Origin of the sequence: Allonocardiopsis opalescens (assembly GCF_003002095.1) — a bacterium.
Lineage (GTDB): Bacteria > Actinomycetota > Actinomycetes > Streptosporangiales > Streptosporangiaceae > Allonocardiopsis > Allonocardiopsis opalescens.
The window spans coordinates 24,361-43,389 of the sequence record NZ_PVZC01000007.1; the positions used below are offsets into that span (position 1 = coordinate 24,361).

Sequence of the window (19,029 nt, forward strand, 5' to 3'; positions counted from 1 at the left end):
CGGATACCTCCGGCGCCGCCCGAGCCCCCTCGGCCGGCGCCGGTTCCCTTTCCGGCGGCACGGTGGCCACCGCCGGTCCGTCAGCCGCCCAGCACGCCGTCGAGGGCGGCGAACCAGTTGGCGGCGATCTTGGCGTCGCCGGACGCGCTCGGGTGGACGCCGTCGTAGGTGTCGGCTCCGGTGTCGAAGCCCGTCCACTGGTCCACCACGACCACCGGCGAACGCGCCGTGCTGATCCCGGCCGCCCACCCGGGGATGGCCGCGTTCAGCTCCCGGACGCGGTTCCCGCAGTCGGCGCAGCTGCGCGCCGGGTCCATCGGGATGATCTGCGCCACCAGCACCGTCATGTCCGGATTCTGCGCCCGCATCTGCCGCACCAGGGTGCTGTAGGCGTCCAGGACGGTCGCGGTGGGCCGCGCGCTCCACACGTCGTTGGTGCCGAAGTGCATCAGCACCACGTCGGGCTCGGTGGCGGCCAGCCATCCCGGCAGCTGGTTCTGCGCCGCGACATTGGTGACCAGCGCCCCGCCGTGGCCCTCGTTGTCGCCGTCATAGGGCACCGAGCAGCCCTGCGGCCCGAGCGTGCCGACGAAGTCGATCGCGGTGTGGCCGGCGTCCCGCAGCTCGTTCCACAGCAGCGCCCGCCAGCATCCGGGCGACCCGGTGATGGAGTCGCCGAGCGGCATGATCCGCACCGGCCCGGCCCCGGCCGAGGCCGGAGCCCCGAACCCGAGCACCGCCCCCACCAGCACGAACACGGCCACCAGAGCAGACGGGCGGAAGGGTCTTCCACGCATGACGAACCAACTCTCAGAGCCAGTTGACCGCGGGCGTCGAAGACCGGCGAACCGGCCCGCCCCAAGTGAAACAGCCACCCCCACCGAACACAACCGGTTCAGCAAGACCATCCTCACCCTCCGCGCCGCTCCGATCACCCGACCCCGCCCGGCGTCCCGCCTCCGCCACGCCCGCGGCCGCACCTGCCAATTCGAGTTGCCGGATACGCAGATTCGGCTAGAGTTCTACCTGCAGCCCCGAACAGGAGCCCCGGCCAAGCGGCCCGACTCCCTGGGACAGCATGCGGACGTGGCTCAGTTGGTAGAGCATCACCTTGCCAAGGTGAGGGTCGCGGGTTCGAATCCCGTCGTCCGCTCGGAGTAGGATCGCACCCCGATCCAACGCGGTGGAGTGGCCGAGAGGCGAGGCAGCGGCCTGCAAAGCCGTCCACACGGGTTCAAATCCCGTCTCCACCTCTGCAACACCTAGGGCGATTAGCTCAGTGGGAGAGCGCTACCTTGACACGGTAGAGGTCACTGGTTCAATCCCAGTATCGCCCACGTTGGGGCGGGGCCGAGTGTTCGCAAGCCTTACGGCTTGCTTCACCTCGGCCCCGCCTTTGTGCTTGTCCGGGGGCACGGCCCCCGGGCCCCCGCGCCAGGGGGCTCTGCCCCCTGGACCCCCGATTGCGGGAATGAGTGGACTCGTACGCCGTCGGTTCGGACGGGGGCTATGGCGGGTGACGTGCCCGTGGCTGCCGTCCGGCCGCCTTCGACGCCGACGGCGGCGCAGGCCGCGGGTTCGTGCGAATGGCTTGAACGGGGACCGCCGCGTTACGGTGGGGATTCGTGCGGTCGGCTGGTCGCGATGGCGGGCGGAGGTATGGAGTGGCCGCGCTTGGTGCACACTCTCATGGATTTCTGCGCCGCTTCTCGCCGCGACCGCTGGCGCGGGCGCGGCTGGTCTGCTTTCCGCATGCCGGCGGCGCCGCCTCGACCTTCGCGCAATGGCACCGGTGGATACCGGCCGATATCGAGGTGGCGGCGATCCAGTATGCCGGGCGGCACGACCGCCTGGACGAGGCACCGGCCACCCGGATGGCGGAGTTGGTGGCTCCGGTCGTGGCGGAGTTGTCCTGCGCGGAGGAGCGCGCGGACGTCCCCCTCGCGCTCTTCGGCCACAGTATGGGTGCCTCGGTGGCCTTCGAAGTGGCCGCCGCGCTGGAGTCCTTGGGCCGTGCGCCCGCCGCGCTCTTCGTGTCGGCCCAGTTCCCGCCGCGCCTGCTGGCGGCCGAGAACGCCGTGATCGAGGGCGATGCGGCGCTGCTCGGCGAGCTGCGCCGCCTGGGCGGTGCCGAAGCCGAGCTGTTCGACAGCCCCGAGTTGCTGGAGATCGTCATGCCCGCCGTGCGGGCCGACTTCCGGCTCATCGGCGGCTACCGGCCCGATCCGGGGGCGCGGGTGGGGGTGCCCGTCGTGGCCTACACCGGTGATCGCGACCCCTACGTGCATCCGGAGCAGGTGCGGCACTGGACGGAGGCGACGACCGGTCCGGTCGAGGTCCGCGTCTGGCCGGGCGATCACTTCTACCTGGTGCCCCGCCGGGCTGAGGTGCTGGCGGACCTCGCCGGCCGGCTGGACCGCCTGCTCGCCGCGGCACCGCGCTAGCTCAGGCCCGACAGCTGCTCCTCGTACAGCCGCTCCATCAGCTCGGCCTGCTGGGCGATGGTGGCGTGGTCGAAGAGGTCGGCGACCGGAATGGAGAGCCCGAAGGCGCGCTGGAGCCGCGCGGCCAGCTTGATCACCGTCATCGAGTGGCCGCCCAGTTCGAACAGGTTCGTCTCGGCCGGCGGATCGGGCAGGTCGAGCAGCTCTGCCCAGATCTCGGCGATCACCCGCTCCTCGTGGGTTCGAGCCGGCCGCGCGGGGCGCACGCTGAGCAGCCGCAGCCGGTCCACCCGGCCGTCGGGGCCGGCCGACAGCGCCGCGTGGACGACCACCTCGCATCCGGTGCCGAGCGCGGCCGCGGCCTCGCGCAGGTCCGCGTGCCGCCAGCCGGGCTCGGCGACGAGGTGGGCGGTCAGGCCGGGGTCGCCGGGCAGCACCACGCACCGTGCGACGCCCTCGACCCCGCCCAGGACCCGCTCGACGTCGAAGAAGCGCACCCCGTCCCAGGTGTCGTGCGGCCGCCCCGCGAACTCGAGTGAGCCGTCGGACCGTACCCGCGCCAGCTCGCCGGTGCGGAACCGCCGCGCTCCCGGCTCGCCGCAGGGATCCGGCTCGAAGGCGGCGGCGGTGCGCCCCGGTCGGCCGAGGTAGCCGCGGGCCAGGCCGACACCGCCCACGGCGAGCTCGCCGGGCTCATCCGGCGCCGAACCCTCCCCCGGCCGCTGATTCTCCGGTCCCCGGCCGAGTACGCGCAGGGTCGTGCCGGGCAGGGCGGTGCCCGTCCGCGGCCCTTCGCCGGCCGTCCGGTGCAGGCTGGTCCACATCAGCGTTTCGGCCTGCCCGTAGGCGCTCACCACGCAGCGCGCGTCGGCTGCGAGCCGTGCCGCGATCCCCGCGGGCAGCGGCTCGCCGCTGGACACCGCGGCCAGTTCGGGCCCGGGCACCCATCCGCTGTCCAGCAGCGCGTGCCAGCAGGTCGGCGTCGCGTGCAGCACGGTGGGCCGCACCCGCTCGACCACCTCGGCCAGCCGCGCCGCATCGACGGTGTCGGCGCTGTCGACGAGTTCCAGGCACGCCCCGGAGGCCGGCGGGAGCAGCAGTTCGACGGCGGACGGCGCCAGCGAGAGCGGGGCGAGCGCGAGCAAGCGGTCGGCCGGGCCGAACGGCAGCGCCGCGGACAGCGCGCGCAGCCGGGCGAGCAGCGCACCGTGGTCGACGGCGACCTGGGCGGATTCGACCGCGGTGTGCAGCACGCAGGCGAGCCGGCCCGGTGAGAGGACGGGCAGGGTGTCGACGGGTGCGGCGGGCCCTTCGAGCGCGCTGGACAGTTCGAGCGCGCGCAGGGGGCCGGGCGGCGGTGGGAAGCCGTCCTCGCACAGCGCCAGCGGCACCCCGGCCAGCAGGCGCGGCAGATCGTGGCGCGGGTACTCCTCGGTGAGGAAGAGCGGAGCGTGCCCGGCCGCCATGACGCCGAGCAGCGCGGCGGGCAGGGCGGCCCGGCGCCGCAGCAGGACGGCGACCGCGCTCTCGGGCGGCAGTTCCAGCGCGGTGATCCGGCCGGCGATCCGCAGCGCGGCAGCGGCAAGGCCCCGGTAGCTCAGCGTCTCGCCGCCCCGGCGCACCGCGGTGGCGTCCGGGGTCGCGCGGGCACGGGCCAGCATGAGCGCGACCACCGTCGGAGCGGCGGCGAAGCGGTCGTCGGTCATCGGTCCTCTCCCCTCGCGCCGGCGTGCGCCGGCCCGTCCGTCCACACGATCCGGGTGCCGGCGCCGCGCAGTGCCCGCTGCACCGGCCGATCGCCCCGGCCGGCCGCGATGGTCACCGCGCCGACCCCGCCCGCCAGCGCCTCGCCCGCCGCCAGGAGTTTGACGGCCATCCCGCCGCCGATCCCGGAGCGGGGCGAGGTGTCGACCGCGTACTCGCCGAGCAGGCTGGCCGGGTCGGCCGGGTCGGCGAGTACTCCGGGGGCCGCCGTGAGCAGCACCAGGTGGGCGGCCTTGAGCGCGGCGGCGACGGCGGCCGCCATCCGGTCGGCGTCCACGTTCACCGGCCGGTCGTCCTCGTCCAGCCCGGGCGGCGAGAGCACGGGCAGCCCGCCGGCGGCCAGCACCGCCCGCAGCGGCGCGGTGTCGACCGCGATGATCCGGCCGCTGCGGTCATCGCGGACCACTGTCGGCCGCCCGTCGACGAGCGCCCGCACCGCGCGCTTGCGCCGGCAGCGCACCATGCCGGCGTCGAGCCCGGACAGTCCGACGGCGCGTACTCCGTACCCGGCCAGTTCGGCGACCAGCGCCGGTTTGACCGTGCCGAGCACCGCCATGAGCAGCACGTCGAGCATGGCGGCGTCGGTCCGGCGGCTGCTGATCCCGCTCGGTGCGACCATGCGGCGCACCGGCAGGCCGAGCCGGCGCGCCAGCGCGTCGGTGGCGGCGGAGCCGCCGTGCACCAGCACCAGGCGCTCGCCGCCGGCGGCCAGCGCCGCCAGGTCGCGGCAGACGGCGGCGGTGTCGACCCCGGCCGCCCCACCGCACTTCACCACGATCACGACGCCGTCGATTCGGCGGCGGGCAGCGCGGTCAGCGCCCCGGTCAGCACGCGGACGGCGGCCAGGTAGTCGGCCAGCTCGATGTGCTCGTCGTCGTGGTGGCACAGGGTGCTGTCGCCGGGGCCGTAGGTGGCCATCGGAATCCGCCACTCCTCCGCGAGGGTGTTCATGTCCGAGGTGGCCGTCTTCACCTTCGCCGTCGGCCGGGCGCCCTGATCCCTGATCGCCGCGCTGAGCGCGCGCACGACCGGATCCGAGCGGCCCACCCGGCAGGCCGCCACCGCGTTGCGCACCAGCAGCTCGCCTTCCGGCGTTGCGCGGCGCAGCGCGTCCAGGCAGGCGTCGCCGTCGAAGCCGGGCGGGGTCCGCACGCTGAACTCCGCCGACGCTCGGGTGAGGTCGCCCATCAGCGAGACGAGCGTCACTCCGGGCCGGTCGAAGCGGGTGTGGGAGGTGTCGGGGCCGAGGTGGGTGAGGAGCGCTCGCCACACCTCCGCGGCCAGTTCGACGGCCTTGGGCCACGGACTGCTCGGGTGGGTGGCCGGCCGCTCGACGCGGTAGTGCAGGTCCAGCTTGCCCTTGTAACCCAGCACCACGGCCGACCAGCCGCTGGGCTCCCCCACGATGAGCGCGTCGGGCGGCGGGTGGTTCTTGCGGATGTGCACGGCGCCGCGCGAGCCGGGCGTCTCCTCCTCGACCGCGCCGACCACCACCACTCGCCCGCAGAAACCGGTGGCGCGCGCTCCCGCGCACACCATCGCGGCCATCGGGCCCTTGGCGTCCACGGCGCCCCTGCCGTAGAGGCGGCCCTCCTCGAAACGGACCGGGACACTGCCGGGCACGGTGTCGATATGGCCGAGCATCATCACGGTCGGGCCGCGGCCGCGGTCGAGCACCCCGACCACGTTGCCCGCCTTGTCGAGGTGGGCGGTGTACCCCATGGCCCGCATCTGGACCATCAGGTCCGCGGCGAGCTCACCCTCCTGGTAGGAGGGCGAGGGCGTGTCGAGCATCGACTTGAGCAGGGCGACGGCGTAGCCGTCGTCGGCCGGATCGTTCATCGGTCGTCCTCCCAGGGGCGGCACCGGTCGGTGACTCACACGGGGTGCAGGCCGGAGAACTCCAGGCCGCTCCGTTCGGGCAGTCCAAGCCGCAGGTTCATGCACTGGACCGCGTTGCCGGCGCCGCCCTTGACCAGGTTGTCGAGTGCGGCGACCGCCAGGACCTCCCCGCCGGCCTCGTCGGCGGCGAATCCCACGTCGCAGAAGTTCGCGCCGGCCAGGATCTTGGGGTCGGGCAGCCGGTGCGGCCCCCGGCGGGCCGCCACGACGCGTACGAAGGGTTCGGCGGCGTAGCGGGTCCGGTAGGCGGCGCGCACCTCGCGCGGCCCTGCTCCGGGTGCCAGCCGCGTCCAGCACAGCACCTGGACGCCGCGGACCGCGCCGATCCCGGTGACGGTCATCCGTACCGGACGGCCCAGCGCCTGCCGGATCTCGGCCTCGTGTCGGTGGCCGAGCGGCGCGTACACCCGCAGGGCGCCACTGCGTTCGGCGTGGGTGTTGTGCGCGGCGGATGCGCCGGAGCCGCTGGACCCGGTGCGCGCGTCCACCCGGGGCTCGCCGACCGCCAGACCGGAGCGGACGAGCGGATGCAGGGCGAGGATCGCGGCCGTCGCCATGCAGCCGGGCACGCTGATCCGGTCCGCCGTGGCGATCTCGGCCCGGTGCAGTTCGGGCAGGCCGCTGACGAAGCCGTCCAGCAGTTCGGGCTCGGTGTGCGGCACCCCGTAGTAGCGCTCGTACTCACCCGGGTCACGCAGCCGGAAGTCCCCCGACAGGTCGATGACCACGGCGCCGGTGTCCAGGTGCTCGCGGACGGCGGCCATGGCGCGGGTGTGCGGAGCGGCCGTGAACAGCACATCGCAGCGGGGCAGCCGGCCCGGTTCGGTGAAGGAGGCGTCGGTGAGGCCGCGCAGGTTCGGGTGCGCGCCGTCGATCCTGCGCCCGGCCAGCGTCGCCGACGAGGCGCCGGCGAACTCCACGCGCGGATGCCCCAGGAGCAGCCGGATCAGCTCGCCGCCGATGTATCCCGCGCCCCCGGCGACGCACGCGGTGGTCATCGGCGCCCGGCGGCGATGATGTGGTCGGCGACCGCGCCGGCCACGTCGGCCCGGCCCTGCACCGCGGACTGCAGGCCGGCGAACTCCACCCGGTCGTTGACCTCCAGCACGTGCAGCCCACCCGCCTCGTCCTCGATGACGTCCACTCCGGCGAGCTCGGCCCCGACCGCCCGCGCCGCGGCGAGGGCGAGTTCGGCCAGGTCGGGGCCGAGCGGGCAGTGGCTGCTGCGTCCGCCCAGCGCCGCGTTGGTCCGCCACTCACCGGTGCGGAAGCTGGCGGCGACGGCGGCGCCGCCGGCGACCAGCACCCGGATGTCGCGGTCCGGCTTGGGCACGAAGCGCTGGAGGTAGACCAGGCGGGCCTGCGGAGCGGGACGCTCGCCGACGTACTCGAGGACGGTCTGCGCGGTGCGCCGGTCGGGCAGCAGCGACACCATCCGCCCCCATGAACCGACGAGCGGCTTGAGCACCGCCGGATAGCCGAGCTGCTCGTCCAGCGCCGCCAGCGCGGCCTGCGGCGTCATCGCGATCACCGCGGGCGGGGAGGGCACCCCGGCCGCGCGCAGCGCCAGCGAGGTGCGCCACTTGTCGGTGCACACCTCGGTGGCGGCGGCCGAGTTGACCACGGTCTCACCGTGGGCCTCCAGGGAGCGCGCGGTGTACAGCGCCCGGCTCGCGGCGATCTCGCGGTTGAGCACGGCCGACCACCGCGGTGCGCCCTGGTCGCCGCGCCACAGCGTGCGGGCGTCGACGCAGTCGTAGCCGGCGCCGCGTGCGTCCAGGGCCGCCATGATCGACTTCTCCTCGGTCCGGACCCGGGAGGCGATGACCCCGATCCGGTCGCGGCTCATTCGCCCCAGTCCTCTTCGACCTCCGGGGCCAGCGCGACCAGCAGCGGGTCGAGGCCGACGACCTCCAGCTCGCTGCGGCACTCGGCGCACTCCACGATCTCGTGGACGCGCGGCTCCTCAGGCGCGGCCACCCGGCCTTCGCACTCAGGACAGGTGATCATCACTGTCTCCTCACAGTTCGGTTCCGTCCAGCCGGGCCGAAACCGCGGCCGCGATGGCCGCGCCCGACACCCCGGCCCGGTCGAGCAGGTGCTCCTGGCCGCCGACCTCGGCCACGAACGCGTCCGGCCAGCCCACCCGCAGCAGCGGAGCGGGCGCGTTCTCGGCCAGGGTCTCGGCGACGGCCGAGCCCAGACCGCCGGTGCGCCAGTGCTCCTCCACCGCGACCACCAGCTCGGCGTCCGCGGTCCACTCCAGCAGCGTCGCGGTGTCGAAGGGCTTGAGCGTGTGGGCCTGGAGCACGCCGGCGTCGACCCGCGCCGCCGCGAGCAGTTCCGCGGCGCGCAGCGCGGCCAGCACGGGCAGCGGCCCGGTCGCCACCAGCACCGCCCGCCGTCCCCCGCGCAGCGGCTGGAGCCGGCCGAGTTCCGGTGCGGGGGCCGAAGCGGGCAGCGGCGGGGTGGGGCCGCGTCCCAGCCGCAGGTACACGGGGCCGGGCACCGCGCGCAGCTGGTCGAGTAGCACGGGGACCGCGGCCGCGTCTCCGGGCACCACCACCGTCATGTTCGGCAGGGCCCGCATCACGGCGAGGTCGGCCAGCTCATGGTGGGTGGGGCCCAGCGATCCCGCCGCCACCCCGGCGTGCGTGGCGGCGATCCGCACCGGCAGCGCGTTGTAGGCGACGTCGATCTTGACCGCCTCCAGGGCCCGTGAGGCGGCGAAGGCGGCCATGGTCGTCACGAAGGGGGTCCAGCCGGCGGCGGCCATACCGGCGGCCACTCCGATGAGGGTGTGCTCGGCGATCCCCAGGTTGAGGTAGCGGGCGGCGTCCGCGCCGAAGTCGACGCCGGTGAACAGGCCGGTATCGCTGTCCAGGCAGGCCAGCCGGGAGTCGAGGGCCATCCGCGCGACCAGGTGGTCGCGGTAGGCCTGCCGCGCCGCGATCACGTCGGCTCCTGTCCGGGCCGGTCCAGCGCCCGGTACGCCCGGGCCAGCGCCCGCTCCGACAGGCGCGCGTAGTGGCTCTCCACCCGCCCGGCCGCGTACGGCAGTCCGCGGCCCTTGACGGTGCTCGCGATCACCGCGACCGGCCGGCCGGGCACGGACGGGCCGGCCAGCAGGGCCGGCGGTAGCGCCTCCAAGTCGTGGCCGTCCACTTCGCGCACCTCCCAGCCGAAGGCGCGCCACTTGTCGGCGAGCGGTTCGAGCGGCACGATCCGCTCGGTGGGGCCGGTGAGCTGGAGGCCGTTGCGGTCCACGATCGCGGTCAGCCGGTCGGCGCGCAGCGCGGCGGCGGCCATGGCGCTCTCCCAGCACGCCCCCTCCTGGAGTTCGCCGTCGCCCAGCAGCACGTACACGCGGCGCGGCCCACCGGACAGGCGGGCGGCGCAGGCGAAGCCGAGCCCGAGCGCCAGGCCGTGCCCCAGCGAGCCGGTGGGCAGTTCGACGCCCGGGACGGCGCGGACGGGGTGGGCCATCAGCCGCCCGCCGGGCGCGGCGAAGCCGGCCAGTTCGTCCTCGGGGAAGAAGCCGCGGACCGCCAGGGCGGCGTAGAGGGCGACGGCGCCGTGCCCCTTGCTGAGCAGGAACACGTCGCGGTCCTCGTCGTCCGGGGCGGCAGGGTCCACCCGGAGCACCCGGAAGTACAGCGCGGCGAGGATGTCGGCGATGGAGAGCGATCCGCCCAGGTGGCCGCCGGTGGCGCCGGCGCACATGCCGACGATGTGGCGGCGGATGCGCAGCGCCGCCGCGCGCAGCACCGCGGTACCGGTGTCGGCGGGCGCGCTCACCGGCCGCTCCGCAGCGCCATGTTGCGCACCACGTCCAGGTGCCGCCACACCTTCGCGAAGCCCTCGGCGTAGCTTCGCAGTGCCAGGCCGGCGTCGGGGTGCAGGTGCCGCTTCTGGAGGGTGAGGGAGTCGGCGACCACGGCCTCGGCCACCGGCACCGGCGGCTCGGGCGGCGGCTGCCCCAGCGACCAGGGCAGGCCGCGGCCGAAGCCCTCGCGGTCGGTGAAGACCCGCTGCCTGGGCAGGGTCGTCACCTGGTAGCGGGAGACGGGTACGCCTTCGGCCCGCAGCAGCCGGTGCACCGCCCGCCGCATCCCGGCGGGGTCCACCCCGTCGAGCCCCGCCGCGGCGGGGTCGAGCCGGAACCGCAGGATGTGCCAGGCGTGGGTGCTGCCGGGGGCGGCGGAGGGCGGCAGCAGTCCGGGCAGGCCGTCGATCCTGGCCAGGAAGTCGGCCACATTGTGTTGCCTGGCCGCCTCGTAGTCGGCGAAGCGGTCCAGCTGGGAGAGGGCGAAAGCGGCCTGCACCGGGTTCATCTTGTGGTTCCAGCCGAGCAGGTGCGAGATGTAGTCGCGCGGCCGGCCCGCCTCCATCACCTCGCCGAACTGCCGCGCCATCACGGCGCGGTGCGCGGCCTGCTCGTCGGCGAAGGTCAGCAGCCCGCCTTCACCGCAGGTCGGCACGTTCTTGGTGACCTGGAGGCTGAAGGCGGCCGCGTCCCCGAGCGAACCGACGGGGCGGCCGCGCCAGAGCGCGCCGACGGCCTGTGCGGCGTCCTCGATGACGGCCAGTCCGTGCCGGTCGGCGATGGCACGCAGCGCGTCCATGTCGGCGGGTTGACCGTGCAGATGAACGGCGAGCAGCGCCGCGGTGCGAGGGGTGACCGCCGCGGCCGCGGCGGCGGGGTCGAGGGTGAACGAGACGGGGTCGATGTCGGCGAAGACCGGCACCGCCAGCTGGTGCAGCGGCGCGAGCCCGGAGGCGACGAAACTCAGGGCCGGCACGATGACCTCGTCCCCCGGCCCGATGCCCAGCGCGAACAGCGCCAGTGCGAGCGCGGTGGTGCCGTTGGAGGTCGCCACGCAGTGCCGGGCCGCGCACAGCGCCCGCCACCGCTCCTCAAGAGCCGAGACGGCCGTGGGGCCATCGGCGTTGGAGACCAGGGGGCCCTCGTCGAGAACACCCGCCACGGCGGCCCGGTCGGCGTCCGTCACCACCGGCCACGGCAGCGTGCGCAGACCGGCCGGAACGGCGGGGGCGCCGCCGAAGGCGGCCAGTTCGCCCAGGGCCGCGCCGCGCACCGCGCTCACCGCCGGCTCCTGCGGACGGCGAGTGGCAGGCGAGTGATCCCGTTGAGGAAGTTGGAGTCCAGGTGGTCCACCTCGCCGGTCAGCTCCCAGCCTTCGTAGCGCTCCAGCAGCACCTGGAGCAGCGTCTGGAGTCCCACGCGGGCCGGCGCCAGGCCGGCACAGCGGTGCACCCCGTCGCCGAAGGCGATGTGCGGATTGGGTCTGCGGGCGATGTCGAAGGCGTAGGGGTCGGTGAAGACCTCCTCGTCGCGGTTGGCCGAGCCCAGCCAGGCGGCGACCAGGCTCCCCTCGGGCAGGGCGGTACCGCACAGCTCGACCGGCTCGGCGGTGCGGCGCAGCACGTGGTTGACCGGGCTGGCCCAGCGCAGCGCCTCCTCCACGGCGGTGGAGAGCAGTGCGGGCTCGGCCCGCAGCCGCGCCCACACCGAGGGGGCCTCGGCGGCGGCCAGCATGAAGTGCGAGGACGCCTGCGGGATCGTCGGATTGGCGCCCATGATGAAGGCGTAGCAGTTGACGAGGACGTCGTCGTCGCCGAGCGGTGCGCCGTCGCGCGAGGCGGCGACCAGCGCGGAGACCAGGTCGTCGCCCGGTTCCTCGCGCCGCTCGGCGATCAGGTCGCAGAACAGGGTGAACAGGTACACGTGCGCCTGGCGCAGGGTCTCCTCGGCCGAACCGGCCTGGAACCTCGGGTCGGTGGGCGCCATGCTCGCCACGGCCCAGCGCGACGCTTCGGCCCACTGGTCCTCGGGCACACCCAGCAGCTCACCGGCGACCGCCATGGGCAGCGCCTCGGCGACCGCGGTGAAGTCGAACTCCTCGCCCGCGCCGTCGACCAGCGCGCGGACCCGTTCGGTGATGCGCTCCCCGTGCCGGCGCATCACCCGCATGGAGACCGCGCGCACCGTGGCGGTGCGCACGTCGTCGTGCCGGGGCGGGTCGGTGAGGTGGATGGCCCGCCCGCGCGCCGGATCGGCGTCCAGGACGGTGAGCATCGTGCTGTGCTCGGAGCTGAAGCGCCGGGGGTCCTCCAGCACGGCGGACACGTCCCGGTAGCGGGTCACCGACCAGAACGGTGTGCCGTCGGGGGCCTGCTGCCGCCACAGCGGCGCCTTGGCGCGCAGGGTGCGCCAGGCGGCATGCGGATCGCCCGAGGCGTACAGCTCGCCGGGGTAGAGGTCGATGCCGTCCAGCGGGACGAACCCGGGGACGGCGGGAGCCGTCAGCATCTCACTCCCCCTCCGCCGGCGCGGCCTCGGCGGCCCGCCGCTCGGCCAGGCGGTGCCGGCCGGCCTCCCGCCACAGGGCGCCCACCGGGCCCAGGTGGGCGACCGCCCGCCGCACCGCGGGCAGATAGCGGGAGACCTCGGCCTCCCGGCTCATGCCGCGTGCCCCGTGGACCTGGAGGGCGGTGCGCACCGCGGTGAGCGCGGCCTCGGCGGCCAGCGCCAGCGCTTCGGCCGCCGCGGTGCCGAAGGGGCGGCCCGCGTCGGCCAGCCAGCCGGCCCGCGCGGTCATCAGACGGGCCGCCGCGAGGTCGATCTCCGCCTTGGCCAAGGGGAAGGCCACCCCTTGGAAGCCCAGCAGCGCGGTGCCGAACTGCTTGCGCGCCGCGGCGTGGTCGGCCGCCAGACCGAGCGCGCCCTCACCGAGTCCCAGCAGGCGGCCGGCGTGCCGGACCCGGGCGCGCGCCAGGGGGCCGGCCTGGTCGGCCGGGTCGAGCCCGCCTCCGAGCGCGTCGCCGGGAAGCTCGATCCCGGCGAGGTCGACGCGCTCTCCCGCGGCGCGTTCGCTCCAGGCCGCGGCGGGCAGCAGCGCGAGCCGCACGCCTTCGCCGGTGCGCACGGGCACGCACAGGTCGGCGCCGGGAGGCGCTCCGTCAGGCGCCGGAACCGCACCGGTCAGCGACCACCCGGCCGCGGTGCGCTCGGCGCGCGGCGCCGGACGTCCGCCGGGGACCGCCGCGTCCAGGCCGGCGGACACGACGGGGCGCTCGCCGCCGGCCAGCGCGGCGGCGGCCCGGTGGTCGCCGTCCGCTGCGAGCAGGCTTTCGACCGCCATGGGCACCGCGCCGTACACATCGGGCGAAGCGCGCCGGCCCAGCTCGGCGCTGACCACGATGCCGCAGGTGAGGCCGAGATCGAAGCCTCCGACGGCGGCCGGCGCCTCCAGCGCGGGCGCCTCGACGCGCCGCAGCGCCTCCCACGGCTGGTCGGGGTTGTGCCCGATCGCGTCGCGCACGGCCGCTGCCAGCCGCCGCACCAGGGGGTCAGCTCGTAGGTCCACCGGCTGCTTCCTCTCCCGAGCGGCCAGGCAGCGCGCTGGCCACCAGCTCAAGCATCATCTCCGAGGTGCCGGCCGACAGCGTCAGTCCGGGCGCCTCGCGGTAGGCGGCCTCCAGGGTGCGCGCCGCGTCGGCGGGCAGCTCACGCCAGCCGTAGTCCGCTCCGTGTACGAGAGCCGCCCACACCGCGATCTCCTGGGCCGCCTCGCTCGTGTAGTACTTCGCGCGTGCCGCGGCGACCGGGTCGGCCTCGCCGCGGTCGAGCCCGCTGATGACCTCCCAGGCCAGCAGCCGGGCCGCCTCCGCCTGCGCTCCGCGGCGCCCGACCGCCTCGGCCAGCGCGTCGTCGGCCGCCCCGATCCCGGCGAGGGCCGCGGTGAACCAGGTGCGCGCCTTGAGGGAGTAGTCCAGGCCGGTCCGCTCCACGGCCAGGCAGCGGTTGAGCAGCGGCCAGCCCTCGTCCTCCTCGCCGAGCAGGTCGGCGGCCGGCACATGGACGCCGTCCAACTCGACCCGGTCGAACTGCTCGTCGGCGATGCCGGGCACCGAGCCGACCGAGACCCCGTCCGCGTTGAGGTCGACCAGGAAGAGGCTGATGCCGTCGTACTTGCTGGCACCGCGCGAGGTGCGCGCGGCGCACAGCGCGAGATCGCTGAAGGAGCTCTTCAGGCCCCACACCTTGGTACCGGTCAGCCGGTGGCCGTCGCCGTCGCGCACGGCCGCGCACCGCAGCGCGGCCAGGTCCGAGCCGGTCTCCGGCTCGGTGTAGAGCACGGTGGCGAAGCGCTCGCCCGCGGCCAGCGCGGGCAGGTGGCGCTCCTTCTGCTCGTCGGTGCCGGCCTGCGCCAGGAACGCGCCGACGATCTGGACGCTCAGCACGTGCAGCATGTCCGGCACACCGGCCGCGACCAGCTCCTCGGCCACCGCGGCGGCCGCCGCGTGCCCGGCGTCGCGGCCGCCGTAGCGGACCGGCCAGCCCACCGCCAGCAGCCCGCGCCGGCCCAGCGCGCGGTAGAGGGGGCGCACGTCGGGCTCGGCAAGCCCGCTGGTGCGCACCTCGGCCAGCAGTTCGGCCACGTCGGGCTCGGCCAAGACCCGGCCGACCTCCTCGCGCAGCTTGCGTTCGGTGTCGTCGTCTTCGAACCTCACCGGCCCGCTCCTTCCACCCGGTCGCCCGCCATCCGCTCGACCTCCTCGTCCGACAGCCCGTCCAGCAGTCCGAGCAGCTCGTCATGGTCCAGGCGCTCGGCCCTGGCCCGGTCGACCAGAGCCGCGATCCCGGCGACGGTGGGGTCGCGGAAGAAGTCGGTGACGCTGACGCGCACCTGGAAGCGGCGCCGGATCTTGGCGATGATCTGGGCGGCCTGCAGGCTGCTGCCCCCCAGCTCGAAGAAGCGGGCGGTGACGTCCACGGCCGGCAGGTGCAGCATCGGCGCGAACAGCTCCTCCGCCAGGATCTTCTCCGTCTCGGTCCTGGCCTCGGTGACGGCCGCCGCCACCCCGCCGCCGGCGGCGTCCGGCGCCGGAAGTGCGCGGGTGTCGATCTTCCCGCTCGCGGTCACCGGCAGCCGGTCGAGTACCACGACGTAGTGCGGCACCAGCGTGGCGGGGAGGGCGGCGGCCAGGTGCGCGCGCACCTCCTCGGGGCCGGTGTCGGCCTCGGGGATCTCGACGTAGGCGACCAGGTGGCGCTGGCCGCGCGGGTCGTCGTAGCCGACCACATGGCAGCCGCGTACCGCCGGGTGGCCCGCGGCGGCCGCCTCCACCTCGCCGGGCTCCACCCGTACGCCACGGATCTTTATCTGCCGGTCCAGCCGGCCCAGGAAGACGATGGCGCCGTCGCGACGCCGCTTGACCAGGTCGCCGGTGCGGTACAGCCGGCCTCCCCGCACGGTGCCGAACGGGTCCGGCACGAACTTCTCGCGGGTCAGCTCGGGCCGGTTCAGGTACCCCCGCGCCAGGCCGGCGCCACCGATCACCAGTTCGCCCGGGACGCCGTAGGGCACCGGTTCGAGCCGCTCGTCCAGCACGTGCGCCACGTGGTTGGCCATCGGCAGCCCGATCGGGGGCGAGGCGGCCCACTCCCCGGCGCACTCGTGCACGATCATGGTGACGGTGCACTCGGTGGGGCCGTAGCCGTTGTAGAAGGTCGACACCCTGTTCCAGCGGTTGACCAGCGAACCGGGGAAGGCTTCGCCGCCGACGAAGGAGATCCGCAGCTCGGTCAGCCGTTCGGGTTCCAGCAGCGCCATCACCGAGGGCGGCAGGTCGATGACGCTGATGCGATCGTGCTCCAGCAACTGCTGGAGCCGCTCGATGTCAAGGCGGTCGGTGTCGAGCGCGATGTGCAGCCGTGCACCGGTGAGCAGCGCGGCGAACATCTCGAAGACCGAGACGTCAAAGGTGTACGCGGCGTAGGCGAGCACCCGGTCGCGCTCGCTCAAGGCGAAGAGCTCGCGGGTGGTGCAGATGAAGTTGACGACGTTGCGGTGCTCGATCAGCACGCCCTTGGGGGTGCCGGTGCTGCCCGAGGTGTACAGCACATAGGCGAGGTCGCCGGGCGAACTGGTCGGCTCGGGGCCATGCGCGGGCCGGTCCGCTCCGGACGACTCGTGGGCGCCCAGGACCACCAGTTCGGCCCCGCCGAGCGCGTCGGTCCACGCGCCCGGCGCCGAGGCCACCACCACCGCCGGGCGCGCGTCCCGCACCAGGGCGGCGATGCGTTCCGGCGGATGGGTCGGATCCAGCGGGACGAAGGCGGCGCCGGCCTTGAGGGTGGCGAGCACCGCGACGGGGTAGTCCAGGCCGCGCGGGAGGCAGAGCGCGACGAGGCGGCCCCGCTCGGCGCCGCGCTCGCGCAGCGTCCACGCCAGCCGCGCCGCCCGGGCGTCGAGTTCGGCGTAGCTCATGCTCTCCTCGCCCGCGACCACCGCGACCGCATCAGGCGTGCGCGCCGCCTGTTCGGCGAACCAGCGGTCCAGCGTGGTGTCGGGACGCTCGGCGCTCGCACCGTTCCAGCCCTCGACGAGTTCGGCCCGCTCCTGGGCCGTGAGCAGCGCCAGGCCGGACAGCGGCCGGTCAGGGGCGGCGAGCGCGCTGGTCAGCAGCCGGGTGAAGTGCTCCTGCATCATGCGCACCGTCTCCGCTTCGAAGAGGTCGGTGCAGTACTCCACGACGATCGCCGACTCCTCGCCGGCCTCGTACATCTGCCAGGTCATGTCGAACTTCGACGTGGTGCTGGTCGGCTCCTCCACCCGCACCGACAGGCCGTGCATGTCGACCCAGTGCGGCTGCTCGGGCAGCAGGAAGCAGCATTGGACCAGCGGGGACCTGGAGAGGTCGCGCACGGGCGCCACGGTCTGCACCACCTGCTCGAAGGGCAGGTCGACGTGGGCGAAGCCCTCCTTGACGACGGAGTCGGCCTGGCGGACCAGCCCGGTGAAGGACGGATCGCCGCCGGTGTCCAGGCGCAGCGCGAGCATGTTGACGAAGAAGCCGATCAGCCCGTCCAGCTCGGCCCGGCCGCGCACGCTCGTGGAGCAGCCGATGACGAGGTCGTCCTGCTGGGTGTAGCGGCGCAGCAGCGCGGCCAGCACCGCCAGGTACACGGTGTAAGGCGTCACACCCAGGTCGCGGGCCAATCGGTGGGCGCCGTCGACCGCGGCGGCGGGCACCGCGGCGCGCAGCCGGGTGCCGCGGAAGGTGAATTCGGGCGGGCGCGGCCGGTCGGTGGGCAGGTCGAGCAGCGGGGCGTCGCGGAGCCGCTCCCGCCAGTAGCCCTTCAGCCGCTCCAGTCGGGGACCGGTGAGCCTGCCCCGCTGCCACAGCGCGAAGTCGCCGTACTGGATCGGCAGCGTGGGCGCCTCGGCCGGGCGCCCGGCCAGCGCCGCGCCGTAGTGCTCGGCCAGCTCGGTGGTGAAGACCGCGGCCGAGGGGCCGTCGAAGACGACATGGTGCACCACGAAGACGAACAGGTGCCGCTCCTGGTCGACCCGGATCAGCCCGGCCCGCCACAGCGGGCCGGCCTCGAGATCGAAGGGCTCGGCGAACAGCCCGTCGGCCAGGGTGCGGGCGTGCGCGGTGCGGGCGGCGGGGTCGGGGCCGTCCGCCGGCGTGACGGGCAGCCGCACCGGCACGGCGTCCAGCACCACCTGCCTGGGTTCGTCATCGGACTCGCGCAGGCTGGTCCGCAGCACCTCGTGCCGGCCGACCACGGCGGCCAGCGCCGTCTCGAGGGCGCCGGCGTCCAGTGGCCCGTGCAACCAGAAGCTCAGCACCACGTTGTAGCCGGCCGAGCCGGGCGCCACCCGGTCGAGGAACCACAGCAGGTTCTGCGAGTGCGACAGCGGGACGGCCGCGTCGGGCGCCCGGGGCACCGGCACGTCGGCGGCTCCGTTCTGTTCGCCGGACCGCAGCAGGGCGAGGAACCGCACCCGCCGCTCCAGCGGCAGCCGGCCGAGCCGCTCCCTCAGATCGCTCATCCGTCCACCGCTCCCATCGCCTCGGGTTGGAGTGCGTCGATCGCGAGGCCGACCGCCTCGACCGCTTCGTGGTAGCGGCGGTCCAGGCGGGCGGCGTGCCGCTTGAGCTGCGGCGCGCACGCGCGGGGCCGTCGCCGGCCGTGCGCTCCGGCCACTCGCAGCGAGGTCCAGGCGTGCGCGACGCCCTCCACCCGCCGCCCTGCCTCCGCCAGGTCGGGCAGCCCCCAGGCGGCGCCTTGGCGGCGCAGCAGCTCACCGTGCAGGCTCGCCTGCGCCTGCGGGGCCCAGCCGAAGGTGTAGACGCGGCCCACGGCGTCCCCGTCGCCGGTCTCGGCCCGCTCGACCAGCTCAGCGGTGTAGCGGCGCAGGCCGCGCAGGCCGCCGTCGTCGTCGGGGCCGGTGAGGAGCGCCGAGTCGGCGCGCAGCGCGGCCGCCAGCCGGCCGGGGGTGAGCGCGGGAAACGGGGTGCGCATGTGCACCTCCAGCCACCGGCCCCCGGCGGTGGGCGAGCCGCTGAAGAACGCGTCCTGCTCGTCGTGCGGCATCGGCGAGTACCACGCGCGCAGGAAGTCGGCCGCCGCCACCGGGCCGAGGTGGTCGGGCGGCATCACGTCGGAGACGCCGACCTCGCCGCGGCCGCGGTCGACGTCGTAGACGACCACCAGGTGCGCGGCGTGCACATCCTGGTAGGCGGGCCGGAACGGGAGGTGGAAGTTGTCCACGGCCGCGATGGGCAGCACGCCGCGCTCCAGCGCGCGCTCCAGTTCACCCAGCGGGTCGGCGTCGCCGGCGCGCCGCCAGGCCGAGGTGACGGAGTGGTGCGGCAGCACGCTGCGGGCCAGGTCGCCGGGGTGACGGCACGGCCAGTAGTACTCCACCGCGTGCACCTCACCGGGCGGGTAGACGAACTCCCAGGCCAGCCCGAGCGCGCCGAGGGGGTCCTCCCCGGCGCGCAGCAGCAGGGTCGCCAGCGTCGTCTGCAGGCAGCTGAGGGGATCGCGGTACCACTGCCGCACGGGTGGGGCGGCCGCCTCCGGTCGTGCCGCCAT

General features: G+C 74.9%; 16 protein-coding genes and 3 tRNA genes. 4 read left to right on the forward strand and 15 right to left on the reverse strand.

Translation table 11 applies throughout. The features are described 5' to 3' along the window. Positions 1–80: 80 nt before the first annotated feature. On the reverse strand, positions 81–797 hold the full coding sequence (locus tag CLV72_RS22015; protein ID WP_106249731.1) for an SGNH/GDSL hydrolase family protein: 717 nt from the start codon (positions 795–797) through the stop codon (positions 81–83). A gap of 283 nt (positions 798–1,080) precedes the next feature. Here CLV72_RS22015 and CLV72_RS22020 point away from each other — a divergent pair. From CLV72_RS22020 to CLV72_RS22035, 4 genes are all read left to right on the forward strand, one after another. Beyond that, positions 1,081–1,153, forward strand: a tRNA-Gly gene (locus CLV72_RS22020). Between the two features lie 29 nt (positions 1,154–1,182). Next, positions 1,183–1,253 (forward strand) — tRNA-Cys (locus CLV72_RS22025). 12 nt (positions 1,254–1,265) lie between these two features. Further along, positions 1,266–1,337, forward strand: a tRNA-Val gene (locus CLV72_RS22030). Between the two features lie 327 nt (positions 1,338–1,664). Continuing rightward, positions 1,665–2,444 carry a thioesterase II family protein gene (locus CLV72_RS22035; protein WP_106249733.1) on the forward strand — a complete coding sequence of 260 codons (780 nt, stop codon included), beginning with the start codon at positions 1,665–1,667 and terminating at the stop codon, positions 2,442–2,444. On the opposite strand, the gene CLV72_RS22040 is transcribed toward CLV72_RS22035, so the two are convergent. Genes CLV72_RS22040 through CLV72_RS22105 form a run of 14 tightly spaced genes read right to left on the reverse strand, consistent with a single transcriptional unit; the run spans position 2,441 to position 19,029 of the window. Then, positions 2,441–4,150 carry a non-ribosomal peptide synthetase gene (locus CLV72_RS22040; RefSeq protein ID WP_106249736.1) on the reverse strand — a complete coding sequence of 570 codons (1,710 nt, stop codon included), beginning with the start codon at positions 4,148–4,150 and terminating at the stop codon, positions 2,441–2,443. The two genes, CLV72_RS22035 and CLV72_RS22040, sit on opposite strands and share 4 nt — an antisense overlap. After that, positions 4,147–4,989: a [LysW]-aminoadipate kinase gene (locus tag CLV72_RS22045; protein ID WP_211303032.1), complete on the reverse strand. Its 843-nt coding sequence runs from the start codon at positions 4,987–4,989 to the stop codon at positions 4,147–4,149. The genes CLV72_RS22040 and CLV72_RS22045 overlap by 4 nt, the downstream gene beginning before the upstream one ends. Further along, positions 4,986–6,050, reverse strand: coding sequence for a M20/M25/M40 family metallo-hydrolase (locus tag CLV72_RS22050; RefSeq protein ID WP_106249738.1), 1,065 nt, complete (start codon positions 6,048–6,050; stop codon positions 4,986–4,988). Before CLV72_RS22050 ends, CLV72_RS22045 begins: the two co-directional genes overlap by 4 nt. A gap of 35 nt (positions 6,051–6,085) precedes the next feature. Continuing rightward, positions 6,086–7,108: an N-acetyl-gamma-glutamyl-phosphate reductase gene (argC, locus tag CLV72_RS22055; protein WP_106249740.1), complete on the reverse strand. Its 1,023-nt coding sequence runs from the start codon at positions 7,106–7,108 to the stop codon at positions 6,086–6,088. After that, entirely contained in the window at positions 7,105–7,959 is an 855-nt protein-coding gene (locus tag CLV72_RS22060; RefSeq protein WP_106249743.1) for a RimK family alpha-L-glutamate ligase, read from the reverse strand. The genes argC and CLV72_RS22060 overlap by 4 nt, the downstream gene beginning before the upstream one ends. Next, complete coding sequence (gene lysW / locus CLV72_RS22065) at positions 7,956–8,120, reverse strand: lysine biosynthesis protein LysW (RefSeq protein WP_106249745.1); 165 nt, start codon at positions 8,118–8,120, stop codon at positions 7,956–7,958. Before lysW ends, CLV72_RS22060 begins: the two co-directional genes overlap by 4 nt. A 10-nt stretch (positions 8,121–8,130) precedes the next feature. Further along, positions 8,131–9,066: a transketolase family protein gene (locus CLV72_RS22070; protein WP_211303033.1), complete on the reverse strand. Its 936-nt coding sequence runs from the start codon at positions 9,064–9,066 to the stop codon at positions 8,131–8,133. Next, positions 9,063–9,908, reverse strand: coding sequence for a transketolase (locus CLV72_RS22075; protein WP_245930376.1), 846 nt, complete (start codon positions 9,906–9,908; stop codon positions 9,063–9,065). The genes CLV72_RS22070 and CLV72_RS22075 overlap by 4 nt, the downstream gene beginning before the upstream one ends. Continuing rightward, positions 9,905–11,218 (reverse strand): DegT/DnrJ/EryC1/StrS family aminotransferase, encoded by a 1,314-nt coding sequence (locus CLV72_RS22080; RefSeq protein WP_211303034.1) that lies wholly within the window; start codon positions 11,216–11,218, stop codon positions 9,905–9,907. Before CLV72_RS22080 ends, CLV72_RS22075 begins: the two co-directional genes overlap by 4 nt. Continuing rightward, the gene (locus tag CLV72_RS22085; RefSeq protein ID WP_106249747.1) at positions 11,215–12,444 is read right to left on the reverse strand and encodes a cytochrome P450; all 1,230 of its coding nucleotides are present in this window, start codon (positions 12,442–12,444) and stop codon (positions 11,215–11,217) included. Before CLV72_RS22085 ends, CLV72_RS22080 begins: the two co-directional genes overlap by 4 nt. A 1-nt stretch (position 12,445) precedes the next feature. Next, entirely contained in the window at positions 12,446–13,501 is a 1,056-nt protein-coding gene (locus CLV72_RS22090) for an acyl-CoA dehydrogenase family protein (protein ID WP_146159523.1), read from the reverse strand. Further along, complete coding sequence (locus CLV72_RS22095) at positions 13,485–14,648, reverse strand: acyl-CoA dehydrogenase family protein (RefSeq protein WP_106249752.1); 1,164 nt, start codon at positions 14,646–14,648, stop codon at positions 13,485–13,487. The genes CLV72_RS22090 and CLV72_RS22095 overlap by 17 nt, the downstream gene beginning before the upstream one ends. Further along, positions 14,645–17,980 carry a non-ribosomal peptide synthetase gene (locus CLV72_RS22100; protein WP_106249755.1) on the reverse strand — a complete coding sequence of 1,112 codons (3,336 nt, stop codon included), beginning with the start codon at positions 17,978–17,980 and terminating at the stop codon, positions 14,645–14,647. The genes CLV72_RS22095 and CLV72_RS22100 overlap by 4 nt, the downstream gene beginning before the upstream one ends. Continuing rightward, entirely contained in the window at positions 17,977–19,029 is a 1,053-nt protein-coding gene (locus CLV72_RS22105) for a BtrH N-terminal domain-containing protein (RefSeq protein WP_106249758.1), read from the reverse strand. The genes CLV72_RS22100 and CLV72_RS22105 overlap by 4 nt, the downstream gene beginning before the upstream one ends.